This window comes from Pseudonocardia zijingensis, assembly GCF_042657305.1.
Classification (GTDB): Bacteria; Actinomycetota; Actinomycetes; order Mycobacteriales; family Pseudonocardiaceae; genus Pseudonocardia; species Pseudonocardia zijingensis.
The window spans coordinates 393,221-410,399 of sequence record NZ_JBHSKO010000002.1; the positions used below are offsets into that span (position 1 = coordinate 393,221).

At 72.5% G+C, this 17,179-nt stretch carries 16 protein-coding genes; 8 read left to right on the forward strand and 8 right to left on the reverse strand.

Features of this window, described 5'->3' with window-relative positions; all coding sequences use genetic code 11:
• Nucleotides 1-1,113, reverse strand: a complete 1,113-nt coding sequence (locus tag ACFPL3_RS06070) for an App1 family protein (RefSeq protein WP_343938275.1) — start codon at nt 1,111-1,113, stop codon at nt 1-3.
• A gap of 62 nt (nt 1,114-1,175) precedes the next feature.
• Here ACFPL3_RS06070 and ACFPL3_RS06075 point away from each other — a divergent pair, with 62 nt between their 5' ends.
• From ACFPL3_RS06075 to ACFPL3_RS06095, 5 genes are all read left to right on the forward strand, one after another.
• A complete protein-coding gene (locus tag ACFPL3_RS06075; RefSeq protein WP_343938273.1) occupies nt 1,176-1,853 on the forward strand; it encodes an HAD hydrolase-like protein in 678 nt (225 codons plus the stop codon).
• A complete protein-coding gene (locus tag ACFPL3_RS06080; protein ID WP_343938271.1) occupies nt 1,820-2,785 on the forward strand; it encodes a LysR family transcriptional regulator in 966 nt (321 codons plus the stop codon). Before ACFPL3_RS06075 ends, ACFPL3_RS06080 begins: the two co-directional genes overlap by 34 nt.
• Nucleotides 2,786-2,883: 98 nt before the next feature.
• Nucleotides 2,884-4,284: a M20 family metallopeptidase gene (locus tag ACFPL3_RS06085; RefSeq protein ID WP_343938269.1), complete on the forward strand. Its 1,401-nt coding sequence runs from the start codon at nt 2,884-2,886 to the stop codon at nt 4,282-4,284.
• A 21-nt stretch (nt 4,285-4,305) separates the two neighbouring features.
• Nucleotides 4,306-5,628 (forward strand): MFS transporter, encoded by a 1,323-nt coding sequence (locus tag ACFPL3_RS06090; RefSeq protein WP_343938267.1) that lies wholly within the window; start codon nt 4,306-4,308, stop codon nt 5,626-5,628.
• 60 nt (nt 5,629-5,688) lie between these two features.
• Nucleotides 5,689-6,096, forward strand: a complete 408-nt coding sequence (locus ACFPL3_RS06095; protein ID WP_343938265.1) for a YccF domain-containing protein — start codon at nt 5,689-5,691, stop codon at nt 6,094-6,096.
• Here ACFPL3_RS06095 and ACFPL3_RS06100 read toward each other — a convergent pair whose 3' ends face one another.
• The 7 genes from ACFPL3_RS06100 to ACFPL3_RS06130 form a co-directional block, all read right to left on the reverse strand.
• Nucleotides 6,097-6,765, reverse strand: coding sequence for a GAP family protein (locus ACFPL3_RS06100; protein ID WP_343938263.1), 669 nt, complete (start codon nt 6,763-6,765; stop codon nt 6,097-6,099).
• A 15-nt stretch (nt 6,766-6,780) separates the two neighbouring features.
• Nucleotides 6,781-7,083, reverse strand: a complete 303-nt coding sequence (locus ACFPL3_RS06105) for an SHOCT domain-containing protein (protein WP_343938261.1) — start codon at nt 7,081-7,083, stop codon at nt 6,781-6,783.
• 28 nt (nt 7,084-7,111) lie between these two features.
• Nucleotides 7,112-7,552 carry a DUF6325 family protein gene (locus ACFPL3_RS06110; RefSeq protein WP_343938309.1) on the reverse strand — a complete coding sequence of 147 codons (441 nt, stop codon included), beginning with the start codon at nt 7,550-7,552 and terminating at the stop codon, nt 7,112-7,114.
• 99 nt (nt 7,553-7,651) lie between these two features.
• The gene (locus ACFPL3_RS06115; RefSeq protein ID WP_343938259.1) at nt 7,652-8,848 is read right to left on the reverse strand and encodes an AI-2E family transporter; all 1,197 of its coding nucleotides are present in this window, start codon (nt 8,846-8,848) and stop codon (nt 7,652-7,654) included.
• Nucleotides 8,849-8,920: 72 nt separating this feature from the next.
• Nucleotides 8,921-10,168: a cytochrome d ubiquinol oxidase subunit II gene (gene cydB, locus ACFPL3_RS06120; protein ID WP_379588497.1), complete on the reverse strand. Its 1,248-nt coding sequence runs from the start codon at nt 10,166-10,168 to the stop codon at nt 8,921-8,923.
• Nucleotides 10,169-10,179: 11 nt separating this feature from the next.
• Complete coding sequence (locus tag ACFPL3_RS06125; RefSeq protein WP_343938255.1) at nt 10,180-11,568, reverse strand: cytochrome ubiquinol oxidase subunit I; 1,389 nt, start codon at nt 11,566-11,568, stop codon at nt 10,180-10,182.
• Nucleotides 11,569-11,580: 12 nt separating this feature from the next.
• A complete protein-coding gene (locus ACFPL3_RS06130; RefSeq protein ID WP_343938253.1) occupies nt 11,581-13,413 on the reverse strand; it encodes a glycoside hydrolase family 15 protein in 1,833 nt (610 codons plus the stop codon).
• A 185-nt stretch (nt 13,414-13,598) separates the two neighbouring features.
• Between ACFPL3_RS06130 and ACFPL3_RS06135 the strand changes: the two genes are divergently transcribed.
• The 3 genes from ACFPL3_RS06135 (at nt 13,599) to zwf (ending at nt 17,146) form a co-directional block, all read left to right on the forward strand.
• Nucleotides 13,599-14,057 carry a DUF7144 family membrane protein gene (locus ACFPL3_RS06135; protein WP_343938251.1) on the forward strand — a complete coding sequence of 153 codons (459 nt, stop codon included), beginning with the start codon at nt 13,599-13,601 and terminating at the stop codon, nt 14,055-14,057.
• Nucleotides 14,058-14,158: 101 nt separating this feature from the next.
• The gene (locus ACFPL3_RS06140; RefSeq protein WP_343938249.1) at nt 14,159-15,748 is read left to right on the forward strand and encodes a GMC family oxidoreductase; all 1,590 of its coding nucleotides are present in this window, start codon (nt 14,159-14,161) and stop codon (nt 15,746-15,748) included.
• Between the two features lie 15 nt (nt 15,749-15,763).
• Entirely contained in the window at nt 15,764-17,146 is a 1,383-nt protein-coding gene (zwf, locus tag ACFPL3_RS06145; RefSeq protein ID WP_343938247.1) for a glucose-6-phosphate dehydrogenase, read from the forward strand.
• The last annotated feature ends 33 nt before the right edge of the window (nt 17,147-17,179 follow it).

Genomic DNA, 17,179 nt, shown 5'->3' on the forward strand with positions numbered 1-17,179 from the left:
TCAGCCGGCCGCGCGGACCTCCTCGAGCGCGGTGTCGTCGAGCAGGCCGAGCTGGGCCGCGTGCACGGCGATCTGCACGCTGTCGTCGACGGCGAGCATCGGCACCCCGGCGGCGCTGACCTCGGCGGCCAGCGCGTCCACCTCGGCGATCCGGCTCGCGAGGGCGTGGCGGGTGCGGCGGATGTACACCGCGCGGATGCGGTTCGGGTGGGCCCGGGCCAGCGCCGCGTAGATCTCCGGGTCGAGCTGGCCGCTGTCCCCGACCAGGATCAACCCGAGCTGCGGGTGTTCCTCGAGCATGCGCTCGACCAGCCCGGCCTTGTGCTCCTGGGCACCGATCCGGAACAGGCCGCTGCGCGAGGGACCCCAGTCGGTGAGCAGCAGCGGGCCCAGCGGGAACTGCCGCAGCGCCACGAACTCCAGCAGCATCTCGTGCAGGTTCCACGGGCTCGTCGACACGTAGAAGACCGGCCGCACCGGGCCACCGGCCGGTTCCACCAGCGCGCGGTACAGCGCCGCGGCACCCGGGAGCGGCGTGCGCTCGCGCACCGGGGTGAGCAGGGTGGCCCGCACGAACTCGATCCCCCGCGTCAGCCCGGTCTCGACGATCGTGTCGTCGACGTCGCTCACGAGGCCGATTCGCGCCTCCGGGTCCACCACGAGCACCTGCGCGGTGACCGCGGCCCCGTCTCGCAGCCGCAGCTCGAACCCGTGCCACCCGGGCTGCAGTGGCTCGTCGAGGTCGAGCACGGTGTCGAGGTAGCCGTCGCGGTCGGTGCGGATCTGCGTGCTGACGCCGGGTCCGCGGACGGTCACGACGGCTCCGGGCACCTCGACGGTGAGGAATCGGGCGATCGTGGCCCGCAGCACCGCCCGCCGCGACCGCGGCGTGGGCGGCTGCGCCTGCGGCACCCCGACCGCGGGCGCCGCCGCCTCGGGCCTGCCGAGCACGACCCGGCCGCCGATCCGCACGCTGCGGGTGGTGCCGTGGCCGATGAACGGCACGATCATCGGGAGGTGCCGCCCCCGCACCCGCAGCACGAGCAGCACCATCGTCTGGACGGCGCTCTCGGCGACCATCGCGGCCCTGGCGACCAGCTTGCGCACCTGCACGGAGCAGACCTACCGCACGCCGCTTCCCGGGGCCACCGCGGGCCCCACGTACCATGCGATCAGTGCGCACCGTCCTCCTCGACCTCGACGGCACCCTCGTCGACTCGGCCCCCACGATCGTCGAACACCTTGCTGCGGCCATCGCCGAGGTCGGATTCCCGGTGCCCGACGAGGCGCGGCTGCGCCGGTTCGTCGGCCCGCCGTTCGAGACCGCCCTGCCCGAGCTGGGCCTCACCCCGGAGCAGACGGCCGCGGCGATCGTGGCGTACCGCCGGTCGTACGACGCCGTGGCGGCCACGGTCACCCCCGTCTTCCCCGGGGTCCCCGAGTTCCTGGCCCGGCTGCGCGAGGAGGGCCTGCGCCTGGCCACGGCGACGTCCAAGCCGGAGGAGCTGGCGCGCAAGATCGTGGCCGGCACCGGGCTCGACGGCTTCTTCGACCTCGTGGGCGGCGCCGACCACGTCGCCGGGCGGGTGGGCAAGGCGGCCGTCGTCGGGTCGGTGCTCCAGCGGCTGCGCCTCGAACCCGCCCGCCATCCCGTGGTGCTCATCGGCGACCGCCACCACGACGTCGACGGCGGCGCGGCGCACGGGGTGCCCGTGATCGGTGTCGGGTGGGGGTACGCCGAGCCGGGCGAGCTCGCGGGCGCCCGCCGCCTCGCGGCCGACCTCGACGATCTGGCCGCCGTGCTGCGCGGGGACGACGTGTGGTCCACCACGGTCCCGCGGGACGCGGCCTGACCGGCGCGGGCGCCACGCCGGAACGGGCTCCCGGTCCGTTCCTCGAGCCGGGCCTGCGCTACTTCCTCGCTGTGGCGCAGGCCGGTTCCATCGCGGAGGCGTCCGCCGAGCTGCACGTCGCGGCGTCGGCGATCAGCCGCCAGATCACCCGCCTCGAGCACGAGATCGGCGTGCCGCTGTTCGAACGGCAGCCGCGCGGGATGCTGCTCTCCGACGCGGGTGTGCGGCTGGCCGCGGTGGTGCGGCGCAACGTCGCCGACGTCGAGCAGGTGGTCGGTGACATCCGCCGCTCCCGGGGCGGGCACCGGCCCCGGATCCGCGTGGCCAGCGCCGAGGGCTTCGCGTGGGACCTGCTGCCGGAGGCCATCGCCTCCTTCCACCGCGAGCACCCCGACATCGGGTTCGACCTGCACGTCACGTCGTCGGCGGCGGCCACCGAGCGGGTGCGCGACGCCGCGGCGGACCTCGCCGTGACCTTCGCCCTCACCCCGGCCCGCGACGTCCGGGTGGAGTACTCGCAGCGCGAGTACGTGCACGCAGTCGTGGGCGCGCGCCACCCCGTCGCGAGCCGGGCCGCGGTGTCGCTCGCCGAGCTGCGGCCGTACGCGCTCGCGATCGTGGACGACTCCACCACCGTGCGGCAGCTCTTCGACGTCTGCTGCAGCGCGGAGGGGCTCACGTTCGACCCGGTCTTCGAGACCGACTACTCCGGTGCGCTCTACACGTTCGCGAAGCTCGCCGACGCCGTGACGCTCACGGGCAGGCTGCCCGCCCGGCGCCGCCTCGCGGCCGACGGGCTCGTCGCGGTGCCCCTCACCGATCGCGGGATGCACCAGCGCTACGTCCAGGTCCAGTCCACGGCCGGGCGCGAGCTGCCGCCCGTGGTCCAGGAGTTCGTCTCCCACCTCGTCGGGCGCGTCCGCGCGCCCTGACGTACCGGCACGGCAACGGTCGTTGCCGGATCGGTGATGGTCGCCGGGCGCCCGTCACTCCTACGCTTCGCCGAAACCCGGTTCCGGCGAACGGAGGAATGCCCGTGTCCCGCAGCGACGCCATCGTGCGCGCGGCAACGTACGTCGACTCGGGCGCCTTCCGGGACGAGCTCGGCCGCCGGGTGGCGCTGCGCACCGAGAGCCAGGACCCGGCCGCGCTGCCGCAGCTGCACCGCTACCTGACCGACGAGATCGGGCCGGCGCTCGACCGGCTCGGCGCGAAGTGGCGGGTGGTCGAGAACCCGCTGCCGGGCGGTGGCCCGTTCCTCGTGGGGCACCGCGAGGAGGACCCGGCCCGGCCGACCGTGCTCGTCTACGGCCACGGGGACGTGGTGCTGGGCCAGCCGGAGCGCTGGCGCGCCGGGCTGTCGCCCTGGTCGATCACCGTCGAGGGCGACCGCTGGTACGGCCGCGGCACCGCGGACAACAAGGGCCAGCACACCCTCAACCTCGCGGCGCTGGAGCAGGTGCTCGCCGCGCGCGGCGGGCGGCTGGGGTTCAACCTCAAGGTCCTCGTCGAGACCGGGGAGGAAGCCGGCTCGGCCGGGCTGCGCGAGATGGCCGCCGCCCACGCCGAGGAGCTCGCCGCCGACGTGCTGATCGCCTCCGACGGCCCCCGCCTCGCGGCGGACCGGCCGACGGTGTTCCTGGGCTCGCGTGGGGCCGCCGGCTTCACGCTGAGCCTGGACCTGCGCGAGGGCACCTACCACTCCGGCAACTGGGGCGGCCTGCTGCGCAACCCCGCCACAGTGCTCGCCAACGCGATCGCCAGCCTCGTCGACGGCCGCGGCGTGATCCGCGTGCCCGGCCTGCGCGCCCCGGACATGCCGGAGTCGGTGCGCCGGGCGCTGGCCGACATCTCCCCCGGAGGCGGCCCCGACGACCCGGACATCGACGAGGGGTGGGGCGAGCCGGACCTCAGCCCGGCCGAGCGGCTGCTGGGCGCGAACGCGCTCGAGGTGCTCGCGTTCACGGCCGGCACCCCGGACGGGCCGGTGAACGCCATCCCGGCCACCGCGCGGGCCCACTGCCAGCTGCGCTACGTCGTCGGCACGCCCGCGCACGACCTGCGGCGGATCGTGCGCGAGCACCTCGACGCGCACGGCTTCGACATGGTCGACGTGCGGGTCGACCACCTCATGGCGGCCACCCGCGTCGACCCGGACCACCCGTGGGTGCGGTGGGCCGTCGGTTCGGTGGCGCGCACCACCGGGGCGCCGCCCGCGGTGCTGCCCAACCTCGGCGGCTCGCTGCCCAACGACGTCTTCACCGACGTCATCGGGGTGCCGACGGTGTGGGTTCCGCACTCCTACCCGGCCTGCGCCCAGCACGGACCGGACGAGCACCTGCTCGTGCCCATCGCGCGCGAGGGCGCGCAGATCATGGCCGGCCTGTTCTGGGACCTCGGCGAATCCGGGCCCGCCGGCCCGCCCGCCTGACCACAGCGGAAGGGAACCCGGATGTCGGACGCACCTGAGTCCACCGCCCCGGAGTCGACGCGGCAGCCGAGCGCTGCGCGGATCATCACGGCGGCGTGCGTCGGGAACGCGCTCGAGTGGTACGACATCGCCGTCTACAGCTACTTCGCGGTGTACGTCGCGCAGGTGTTCTTCCCGGCGGAGGACCCGACCACCGGCCTGCTGCTGGCGCTCGGCACGTTCGCGGTGTCCTTCCTGATCCGGCCGATCGGCGCGGTGGTCCTCGGCTCGTACGCCGACCGGGCGGGCCGCAAGCCCGCGCTCGCGCTCTCGATCGCGCTGATGGTGCTCGGCACGCTGATCATCGTGGTCATGCCGCCCTACGAGGTGGTGGGGCTGCTCGCGCCGATCGGCATCCTCGTGGCGCGGCTGATCCAGGGGTTCTCGGCGGGCGGTGAGTTCGGCAGCTCCACGGCGCTGATGGTCGAGCACCTGCCCGGGCGGCGCGGCTTCGCCGCCAGCTGGCAGTTCACGAGCCAGTCCGCCTCCACGCTGCTCGCCGCGACGCTCGGCACGGTGCTGACCTCCACGCTGACGCAGGAACAGCTGCTCTCGTGGGGCTTCCGGATCCCGTTCGCGGTCGGCCTGCTCGTCGGGCCGGTCGGCTGGTACATCCGGCGCCACGTGCCCGAGGCACCGGAGTTCACCCGCACCGACGCGGCCGAGGCCGGCCATCCGGGCCTCGTGCTGCTGCGCGAGCAGAAGGTGCGCGTGCTGCTCACGATCGGGGTGCTCGCCGCGACGACCTGCCTCAACTACCTGATCACCTACATGCCGACGTTCGCGATCAAGAACCTCGGGCTGCCCGCCTCGGTGGGCTTCGCGGGGGTCGTCGTGGGCGGGATCGCGCTGCTGATCGCCACGCCGCTGGCCGGGCACTACTCCGACCGGTTCACCCAGATCCGGATCATGGTGCCGGCCGCCGTGCTCATCCTCGTGCTGATCTACCCGCTGTTCACGCTGCTCGTGGCCGTGCCCGGGCTCACGGTCATGCTCGGCATGCTCGCGGTGCTCGGCGTGCTCAAGGCCGCGTACTTCGGCCCGATGGGCGCGCTCATCGCGGGCCTCTTCCCCGCCGAGACCCGCGCCACCGGGATGGCGGTCGGCTACAACATCGGGGTGGCCGTCTTCGGCGGCTTCACCCCGCTCATCGCCGCCTGGCTGATCACCACCACCGGGAGCCCGCTCGCCCCCAGCTTCTGGGTGATGGCCACCGCCGCGCTGAGCCTCGGGGCGCTCGCCACGATCCGCAGGCTCGGGCTGCACCGACCACCGGCACCGAGCGGCCCCACCCTCTCCGGGTGAGGCCGGGGCACGGGCCGCGGCACAGGCTGGCCGGACGCGACGGCGTCGACGGAGGCACTGATGCGCACCGTGCTGAACGTGATCTGGCTGCTGCTCTGCGGGATCTGGCTGGCCATCGGCTACGTCCTGGCGGGGGTGGTCTGCTGCATCCTCATCGTGACGATCCCCTTCGGGCTGGCCTCGTTCCGGATCGCCGACTTCACGCTGTGGCCGTTCGGCAGGCGGCTCGTGCGGCGCCCCGACGCAGGCGTCCCGTCCCTGCTCGGCAACATCATCTGGATCATCGTGGCGGGCTGGTGGCTCGCCCTCGGGCACCTCGCGACGGCGGTGGTGCTGGCCGTGACGATCATCGGGATCCCGCTGGCGATCGCCAACCTCAAGCTGGTCCCCGTCTCGCTCGTGCCGCTCGGGCGGGTCATCGTCGACTCCGACGAGGTGGAGGCCGCCCGTTACCCGACGGTGGGCTGATCAGGACGCCATGGTGGTGAGCCCGTGGAGCCCGACGACGAACAGGTATCCGCCCAGGACGCAGCAGAAGCAGACCAGGATCGCCTGCTGGCGCCTGCGCAGCACCACGACGGCCCGTTCGATGAGCTGCTGGGGCAATTCGGGGCGGCGCACCGAGAGCACCAGCGCGAACACGGCGAGGCTGAACCAGATGGCGTTGTAGACCACCACCTGCAGGACGCCGTCGGCCACGCCGCTCGCGCTGTGCGCGATCGCGTTCAGCGCGGCCAGGTAGACCACGCCGGGGAGGTGGGTGAGCACGCCGACGCCGGCGGCGCCCGCGGGTGACAGGGCGCTCAACCGGCGGTGCATCCAGCCGTCCCCGGTGCCGCCGCCGATCCGGATCCGGGGTCCCCCGCCGAGGAGGGTGACCACGGCGTACCCGAGCGCGCAGGCTCCCAGCACCAGGTCGAGGATCGGCCGCACGGAGGAGGAGGCACCGGCGGTTCTCATCCCGCCCAGCAGGACGACGACGAGCGCCCCGACGGCCAGGCTGAACGCGAGCCCCCCGACGATGTAGGCGACCAGCAGACGGTGCGGGCGCGACGCGGCGAGCATGGCGAGCACCGCCGCCACGCTCGTCGGCCGGATCACGGTGGTTGCGGCGAGGACGAGCGCCTCCGTGCTCATGGCGCCGGAGCGCGATCAGGAGCCCAGGACGGCTCGTTTCTGCTGCTGGAACTCCTCCTCGGTGAGCACGCCCTGGCTCTTCAGCTCGCCCAGCTGCTTCAGCTGCGCGAGCTTCTCGTCCATGGTCATCCCGGTGGGCTCGGGCGCAGGCTCCGCAGGTGCCGCCTGTTGCTCGTAGGCGGCCTGCTGCTCGTAGGCCGCCTGCTGGTCCTTGCGGGACCACCGGCCGGCCTGCCGCCTCGACACCCGGTTGGACACCGCGGTGGCGGTTCCGGCGATGACCGCCGTGCGGGCTATGCCCCGAAGCAGACCTGGCATCGCTCCTCAGTCCTCTCGGTGTCGGTTCTCACGCGTCGACGGGGTGGTCCGCGTCGGCGGCGTCGAGCGCGTCGAGCAGCGCGGCCACCGGGATGCGCCCGCTCGCCACCAGCTCGGCACCGGACCGCCTCAGCGCCGAGGCGAACGGGATCGCCCAGAGGTTCTCGTACAGCACCACCATGGCGGCCCGGCCCGGCTCGATCACGCCGGCGGCCTCCGCCCGGTCCTCGGCCCCCATGAGCCCCGAGGCAGCGCCGTCGAAGACCCGGACGTCCATCTCGCCGTCGAAGGTCTCCCCGATCTCGAGGCCGACCACGGAACCGTCGGCCTCCTTGCGGAGGAAGGCGAGGTCGAGGATGCGCACGGTGCCCTGGTCGACGAGGTCGACGACCCGCGGCAGCACCTCCTTCGGCACCTTCCCGTCCGGGAACTCCACGACGATGTAGTCGACCGGACCCATGACGTCCATCTCCTCCACCGTGCCGCCTCCTCTCGCAGCGTCGGCGCGTCCGACTCGGTGAGTCCGGACGTACTCGTGGCCTCACCCCTCGCGGGTGAGCGGCCGGAATCAGGTCTGCGCCGCGGGCGTGCCCCCGGGCGGCTCCGCCGCACGCAGGCGGCGGCGCTCGCGACGCGACGTCTTCGCCGGCGCGTCCGGGTCGGGCTCCTCCGCGGTGGAGCGCAGGAGCGCGTGGGCCCACTTGGCCCGCGGGTCGATGTCGACCAGGACGGCCTTGGCGAGCAACGTCAGTGGGATGGCCAGGATCGCGCCCAGCGCGCCGAGCAACCACGTCCAGAACACCAGTGCCAGGAACGTGACGGTCACCGAGAGACCGACGGCGTCCCCGATGAACCGGGGCTGGATGATCGACTGGACGACGAAGTTGATGCCGCAGTAGACGACGATGACGATCAGCATCAGCTGAGGGCCGCCGGTCAGCAGCGCGAGCAGGGCCGGCGGGATGACGCCGACGACGAAGCCGATGTTGGGGATGTAGTTGGTGACGAACGACAGCAGCCCCCAGGTGACCGCCAGCGGGACCCCCAGCCACAGCAGCGCGACTGTGTCGATCGCCGCCACGATGAGCCCGAAGACGGTCGTGACCAGCAGGTACTGCCGGGTGCCGCGGGCGAACTTCGCCAGCTCCACCACGATCTGGGGCCGGTCGGCAGCGATCGAGGCCATCCGCTGGCCGTACCCGCTCGACTCGACGCCGAGGAACCCCAGCAGCACGAGCAGGAACACCAGGTTCGTCGCCAGCCCGGCCACGCTGCCCAGCATGGCCGCGAAGACGCCTGCCAGGTTGCCGAGGCTGAAGGAGCTCGTCGCCTGCTTGATCTGCTCCGGCCCGATGCCCAGGTGGGCGAGCTGCGCGTGCGCGGCCGCCAGCAGGCCGTCGGCCTCCGACGTGTAGTTCGGCAGTTCGGTGGCCAGCCGGGCCACGGAGAAGACGACCCCGAGGCAGATGGTGATCAGAACCGCGTAGACGAGGAGCACGACCACCAGGGTCGTCGCCCAGCCCGGCCAGCCCGTGCGGCGCAACCAGCCCTGCACCGGCGCAACGGCGATCACGATGACGAGCGCCATGAACGCAGGGCCGACCAGCCACGCGACGGCCTGGATGCCGGCGACGATGATCACCGTCGCGGCCGTGCCGAGGAGGACGAGCAGGGCGCGCGGCAGGGCGTAGTCGCTCCCGGGCCCGCCGCCCGCCGTCGCGGGCGCAACGGCACGGGGGTACATCCGGTCACCCGAGGAAGTCACGGCGGGAACGTAGGCCCCGATACGGCCCGGCCAGCTCACCCGCTGTGGGCGAAACAGGCGGGCCGCCCTCTCCTACCGACCGGCGACGTGGCCGGGTGCGAAGAGCGCCCGCATGCGCGAGAAGAGCCACGCCAGGAACCAGACGATCACCAGCCACGCCAGCCTGGGCCACCCCCGCGAGGGCGACGCCGGGTGGCTCGGCCGGTCTCTCCGCACCTCGGCCCGCAGCGATCCCGGCCCGGCGTGCCCGTCGACCCGGCTGCCGCTGCCCGCCGTCCCGTGCGCCACGGCGGCCCCCGACGGCGGCCGGGGTGGCGCCTCGGCGCCGTCGCCGTCGCGGCCGCCGACCCTGGCCCGGAACACGTAGTAGGTCCAGGCCTGGTAGATGAGGACGACGGGCAGCAGGAGCGCGAGCGTGGCGGTCATGACCCACAGCGCGTACGGCGACGACGCGGCCTCGGCCACGGTGAGGTCGTTCGCGGCCCCGAGGCTCGACACCATCACCCTCGGGTAGAGCTCGGCGAACAGCGCCACGACGACGGCCGCCGTCGTGGCGCAGGTGGCGGCGAACGCGGCCCCGTCGCGATCCGCGTGGATCAACACGGCGGCGGTGATCACGGCGATCACCGCGCCGAACTCGACCGCCGACCAGAGCACACCGCGCCCGGAGTCGATCCGCGTCGCGACGACGTACCCGATCACCACCACGACGGTGATCGGACCGAGGATCCGGCCGATCCGCTGCGCCCGCTGCCGCACGTCGCCGTGCGTGCGGAGGGCGAGGAACGCCGCGCCGTGCAGGAGGCAGATCAGCGTGAGCGTCACCCCGGCCGTGACGGCGTAGGGCCCGAAGAGGTCCCCGACGCCGCCCACGAACTCGTGCTGGGCATCGAGCGGGACCCCGCCCAGGAGGCTGCCGACCACGATCCCCAGGCCGAGCGGGGTGACGAAGCTGCCGACGGTGAGCGCGCCACCCCAGAACCGGCGGCTGCGCTCCCCCGGCGCGTGGGCCCGGAACTCGAAGGACACCCCGCGCAGGATGAGCGCGAGGAGCACCACGACGAAGATCGGGTAGAAGCCGGACAGCATCGTGGCGTACCAGTCCGGGAAGGCGGCGAACGTCACGGCGACCGCGACGATCAGCCAGACCTCGTTGCCGTCCCACACCGGGCCGATCGTGCGGATGGCCTGGTCTCGCCCGCCCTCGTCGCGGCCCACGACGCCGTGCAGCATCCCGACGCCGAAGTCGAAGCCCTCGAGCAGGAAGAACCCCGTCCAGAGGACGGCGAGGACGATGAACCAGAAGTCGGCGAGTGTCATCGTGGCCGTCCTCAGTAGGTCGGTTGCACGTCGGGCGCCGCGGCCTCGGTCTCGTCACGCGGCTGGGCGGGCGCGAGCTCCCTGCGGGCGTAGCGCGCCATCAACCACCAGTCGACGACCGCGAGCGCGCCGTAGAGCAGCGCGAAGATCACCAGGCTCGTGATGACGGCCGCCGCTCCCACCGACGGGGAGGAGGCGTCCGCGGTGCGCATGAGGCCCTGCACGATCCAGGGCTGGCGGCCGTTCTCGGTGAGGACCCAGCCCGCGGTGTTCACCACGAACGGCACCGGCAGCATCCAGATCGCGACGCGCAGGAACCACGGCGAGCTCGCCAGTCGGTTGCGGCGCCACAGCCCCCACAGCCCCACCAGCAGGATGAGGCTGCCGAGGTAGGCCATCGTCCGCATGGACCAGTACTGGATGAAGACGTTCGGGATGTAGTAGCCGGGCCCGTACTGGGCGGTGTACTGGGCCTGCAGGTCGTTCAGCCCCACCACCTGGCCGTTCCAGGAGTTCGTCGCGAGCACCGAGAGCAGGTGCGGCACCTGGATGACCTTCGTCGGCGTCTGGTCGTTGTTGCCGCCGCCGATCTGGAACAGCGAGAACGAGCACGGCTGGCAGGTCTCCCACTGCGCCTCGGCGGCCGCGATCTTCATCGGCTGGTAGATGCTCTCGGTGACGCCGAGCTCGCTGCCCACGAGCAGGTTGAGGGCGACGGCGGGGGTGAGCATCGCGAGGGCGATGCGGGCCGACAGGTCGAACTCCTTCGCCCCGCCCCGGCGCAGGTGCCACGCGGACACCGCGAGCATCACGACGCCGGCGGTGACCAGCGACGCGAGCAGCACGTGCAGGTAGCTGCGCAGGAACACCGGGTTGGTGAGCACCGCGCCGATGTCGGTGAGCTGGGCCTGGCCGGTCGCCGGGTCGATCGTGTACCCGACCGGGTTCTGCATCCACGAGTTGGCGGCCATGATGAACGCCGCCGACAGGGCCCCGCCCGCGGCCACCGCCCAGATCGTGGCCAGGTGCACCCGCGGGGAGAGCCGGTTCCAGCCGAACAGCCACAGGCCGAGGAAGACCGACTCGAGGAAGAACGCCGCCAGCCCCTCCATCGCGAGCGGGGCGCCGAACACGTCGCCCACGAACCGGGAGTAGCCCGACCAGTTCATCCCGATCTGGAACTCCTGCACCAGCCCGGTGACCACCCCGACCGCCACGTTGATCACCAGCAGCGTCCCGAAGAACTTGGTCAGCCGCAGGTGCCCCGGCTCCCCGGTCCGGTGCCACCGGGTCTGCAGCAGGGCCGTGAGGATCGCCAGCCCGATCGTGAGCGGCACGAACAGGAAGTGGTAGATCGAGGTCGTGGCGAACTGGAGACGGGCCAGGTCGACCGTGGACACGTCAGCTCCCCGTCACCGCCGGGCGTTCGCCCGGTCGAGCTCCGCGTCGAGCGTGATCGCGGCGTCGATGAGCGCGAGGTGGGTGAAGGCCTGCGGGAAGTTGCCGATCTGCTCGCCGGACAGCGCGATCTCCTCGGAGAACAGCCCGACGTGGTTGGCGTAGGTGAGCATCTTCTCGAAGGCCAGCCGCGCGTCCTCGACCCGGCCCGCCCGCGCGAGCGCGTCGACGTACATGAACGAGCAGAGCGAGAACGTGCCCTCCGACCCGAGGAGGCCGTCGGGGGATGCCTCGGGGTCGTACCGGTAGACGAGGCTGTCGGTGACCAGCTCGGAGTCCATGGCCCGCAACGTCGAGGCCCACATCGGGTCGTGCGGGGCGATGAACCCCACGCTCGACATCCGCAGCAGCGACGAGTCCAGCACCGGGCTGCCGTAGTGCTGCACGAAGGCCCCGCGGTCGCGGTTCCAGCCCTTCTCCATGATCTGGTCGTAGATCGCGTCCCGGGCCTGCGTCCACGCCGCGACGGCGGCCGGCCTGCCGTGGGTCGCCGCCATCCGGATGCCGCGGTCGAACGCGACCCAGCTCATCAGCCGCCCGTAGGTGAAGTCCTGCCGCCCGCCGCGGGTCTCCCATATGCCCTCCTCCGGCTGGTCCCAGTGGGCGGCGAGCCAGTCCAGGAGCTCCCGGATCTCGGTCCAGCCGCGGTGCCCGACCTCGAGGCCCCTGCGGTCGGCGAAGTAGATGCTGTCGAGGGCCTCGCCGTAGATGTCGAGCTGGAGCTGGTCGGCCGCCCCGTTGCCGATCCGCACGGGTCGTGAGCCGCGGTAGCCCGACCAGTGCTCGAGCGACTCCTCCTTCAGGTCGGACGAGCCGTCCACCCGGTACATGATGTTGAGCGGGCCGCCTTCGCCGCCCACCCGCTCGGACACGCGGTCGCGCATCCAGCGGCTGAACTGCGCCGCCTCCTCGGTGAACCCCAGCCGCAGCAGGGCGTACACGGAGAACGACGCGTCGCGCACCCACGTGTAGCGGTAGTCCCAGTTGCGCTCGCCGCCGACCTGCTCGGGCAGGCCCGTGGTCGGCGCGGCCACCAGCCCGCCGCTCGGGGCGTAGGTCATGAGCTTGAGCGTGATCGCCGAGCGTTGCAGCGTCTCGCGCCAGCGCCCGGTGTAGGTGCAGCGGTGCAGCCAGGTGCGCCAGTACGCGGCGGTCTCGTGGAACATCCGCTCGAACTCGGCCACGCGGATCTCCCGCGGTGGCCCGCCCGCGTCCGACTCCAGCACCACGCCCCGGACCTGGCCCGCCGTGAGCGGGATGGTCAGGTGCAGGTCGTTCTCCTCCACCCGGACGGTCGCGAGCCGCTCGTCCGCGGGCTCCCGCACGGCGTGCATCGTGAGCGTGAGCGCATCGGTGCCGAAGACGGCGCCGCTCGCCGACAGGTCCAGCGTGTGGGCGCGGCGGCCGTAGTCGAAGCGCGGGGCGACGTCGACCTCGAACGTCATCTCGCCGCGGATGCAGCGCACCATGCGCGCCAGCTGGTGGTTGCCGGTGGCGACCGACCCGGCGGGCGGCATGAAGTCGACCACCTCACCCATGCCGGCCTCGGTGGTGAACCGGGTGATGAGGATGGCGGTGTCCGGGAAGTACATCTGCCGCGACGCGTAGTCGTGGTGCGGCCGGATCCGGAAGTGCCCGCCGCGCTCGTCGTCGAGCAGGGCGCCGAACACGCTCGGCGAGTCGAACCGCGGGCAGCAGAACCAGTCGACCGACCCGTCCGTGCTGACCAGCGCGGCCGTCTGGAGATCCCCGATCAGGCCGTGGTCGGCGATCGCTGCCTCGGTCATGGCTGCCTCCCGCATCGGTGGTGCCTCCCGGGCGGCACCGTTGCCGCAGCGGGCGGGGGCCGCATCACCCATCGAGGACGAGGCGGGGGCCGCTTCACCCGCGGTGGGTGACGAGGACCGCGGCGCGCGGCACGACCCTGGCCCGGCGAACGGAACACGGCGCGATGCGGCCACGCGGAGGAGCCATGACGACCGACGGAACGACCAGCCCGGTGACGGCGAGCGGCGAGGCGGGCCCCACCGGCGCCGCCTCCCCCGCGACGGGGGTGGCCCGGTTCGCGGGCCTGCTGATGATCCTCCTCGCCGTCCTGCAGATCATCGCCGGCACGCAGGCGCTGTTCGGTGGTGCGGTACCCGGGTCGAGCCCGAACGCGTTCGCGCTCAGCCCGGCGACCTGGGGCTGGGTCCACCTGTGCCTCGGCGCGCTGATCGGGTTCGCCGGGATGTTCGTGATCGTCGGCGTGCTCTGGGGCCGCATCGTGGGCATCGTGCTGGCCGCTGCTGTCCTCGTGGCCTCTTTCCTGTCCGTCGCCCAGCACCCGGCCTGGTCGATCGTCGGGATCGCGCTCGGTGTGCTCGTCGTCTGGGCGCTCTGCGTCTTCGACGAGACGGCCGCGGCCGCCGCGCCGACGATGCTCGACTAGCGGACGCGGGGTCGGCGGTCACCCGCGTGAGGTGATGCCGGAGCCGGGTGGTCGCAGAACGGTGGACGGTCGTCGCGCGACGTCCATCACCGGGAGGCACCGTGTCCGTCTCCGTTCCGAGCGACCGGCACTACGACGTGATCGTCATCGGCACCGGCGCGGGCGGCGGCACGTTCGCTCACCGGCTGGCGCCCTCCGGGAAGCGCGTGCTGATGCTCGAGCGCGGCGGCTACCTCCCCCGCGAGCGCGACAACTGGAGCTCGACCGAGGTGTTCGTGAAGGGGAAGTACCGCGCTCCCGAGTTCTGGTACGACCGGCACGGCCGCGAGTTCCCGCCGGAGGTCAACTACTACGTCGGGGGCAACACGAAGTTCTACGGCGCGGCGCTGTTCCGGCTGCGCCCGGCGGACTTCGGGGAGATCCGCCACCACGGGGGCATCTCCCCCGCGTGGCCGATCTCCTACACCGACCTCGAGCCGTACTACTGCGAGGCCGAGCACCTCTACCAGGTGCACGGCCGGCACGGCGAGGACCCGACCGCGGGGCCCGCGAGCCGGGACTACCCGCATCCCCCGGTGCAGCACGAGCCGCGGATCCAGCAGCTGTCCGACGACCTGGAGAAGCAGGGCCTGCACCCGTTCCACCTGCCGATCGGGGTGCGCCTCACCCAGGACGCGCAGGGAATGGCCACCCACGACAGCGTGTGCATCCGCTGCGACCGGGTGGACGGCTTCCCGTGCCTGGTGAACGGGAAGGCCGACGCCCAGGTGATGTGCGTCGACCCGGCGCTGGAGCACGAGAACGTCGAGCTGCGCACGGGCGCCGAGGTGACCCGGCTGGAGACGGACCCGAGCGGTCGGACCGTCACCGCGGTGGTCGCCGACCTGGGCGGCGACACGGTGCGGTTCGGCGCGGACGTCGTCGTGGTCGCGTGCGGCGCGGTGAACACGGCGGCCCTGCTGCTGCGGTCGGCGAACGACCGCCACCCGAACGGGCTGGCCAACGGCTCCGGCGTGGTCGGCCGCCACTACATGCGCCACAACAACCTGGCGATGATGGCGGTCTCGAAGGAGCCGAACCCGACCCGCTTCCAGAAGACCCTCGCCTTCAACGACTGGTACTCCGCGTCGCCCGAGTGGAACTACCCGATGGGCGGGGTGCAGATGCTCGGCAAGTCCGACGCGGAGCAGATCCGCGCCAACGCCCCGCGCTGGGCCGGCCGCGTCACCCCGGAGATGCCGCTGGAGGTGCTCGCACATCACGCGGTGGACCTCTGGCTCTGCGGGGAGGACCTCCCGCACCCGGACAACCGCGTCACGCTCGACGGCGAGGGGCGCATCCACCTCTCGATCGACGAGGACAACAACGTCGAGGGCGTGAATCGGCTCCGGAACGCGCTGCAGCGCCGGCTCGGCGACCTGGGCATGCACGAGCACCACCTGCTGGACAGGAGCATCTACCTGCACAAGGGCATGCCGATCGGCGCCACGGCGCACCAGGCGGGCACCGTCCGGTTCGGCACCGACCCGGCGAGCTCCGCGCTCGACACCGACTGCAAGGCACACGAGCTCGACAACCTCTACGTCGTCGACACGAGCTTCTTCCCGAGCATCGGCGCCGTGAACCCGTCGCTGACGGCGATCGCGAACGCCCTGCGGGTCGGGGACCACGTGCTCGAACGACTCGGATGATCACGAGGAGTACCCATGCCGACGGACCGAGTGGACGCTCTGGTCATCTTCGGGGCGACCGGTGACCTGGCCAAGCTGGAGACCTTCCCGGCGCTGGTGGGGCTGGTGGACCGGGGGGTCCTCGACGTCCCGATCGTCGGCGTCGCCAAGAGCGGCTGGGGCGTCGAGCAGTTCCGGGACTACGCCACGCGGTCCCTGCGTGACAACGGCATTGACCCGGGGTCGCCGGCGGCCCGCAAGATGCTCGGCCTGCTGCGCTACGTGGACGGGGACCTCGGCGACGACGCCACCTACGAGGCGATGTCCCGGGAGATGGGCGACGCCCCGCGAGCCCTCTACTACCTGGAGGTGCCCCCGTTCCTGTTCGGTCGCATCGCGGAGGGCATCGCGAAGGCGGGGCGGGCCGGCGGCGCCCGCGTGATGGTGGAGAAGCCCTTCGGCAACGACCTGAACAGCGCGATCGCGCTCAACGAGACGATGCACCGGTACTTCCCCGAGCAGGCGATCTACCGGGTCGACCACTGGCTGGGCCTGGATCCGCTGAACGACGTCCTCGTCGCCCGGTTCGCCAACTCGATGATCGAGCCGCTGCTGTCCCGCAACCACGTCGAGAGCATCCAGATCACCATGGCCGAGGCGTTCGACGTGGCCGACCGGGGGCGGTTCTACGACCGCACCGGCGCGATCCGCGACGTCGTGCAGAACCACATGCTGCAGGTGCTGGCCACCGTGGTCGCCGACCCGCCGGACGCTTCCGGCCCGAGCTCCTGGCTGGACGCGAAGGCACGCGTGATCTCGGCGCTGCGCCCGCTGACGCCGTCGGACGTCGTGCGCGGCCAGTACGACGGCTACCGCGAGGTCGACGGCGTCGACCCGCTGTCGACCGTGGAGAGCTACGTCGCGGTCCGGCTCGCCCTCGACTCGTGGCGCTGGGCGGGCGTGCCCATGCTCATCCGCGCGGGCAAGACCATGCCCGTCACCGCCACGGAGATCAGCATCAGGTTCCGCCCGGTGCCGTACAACGTGTTCGCGATGTTCGGGGTGACCGGCCACGAGGTCACCAACGCGCTGCGGTTCCGCATCTGGCCGACCACCCGGATCAGCCTCGCGCTGGCGGGCAAGAAGCCGGGGCCCGGGGCCGAGCCGCAGATGAACGAGCTCGTCTTCGCCGAGCACGGCGGCGAGGACATGCGCCCCTACGACCGGCTCATCGGGGCGGCCCTCGACGGGCACCGGGTCTTCTTCGCCCGCCAGGACACCGTGGAGGCCGCGTGGCGCGTGGTCGACCCGGTGCTCGGCGACGTCGTCCCGGTGCACACCTACCCGCGGGGCAGCTGGGGGCCCAAGGAGGCCGACGCCCTGCTCCCGAACGGCGACCACTGGCACGACCCGGTCTGAGCAGCTCGGAGACCACGAACACTCGGAGACCAC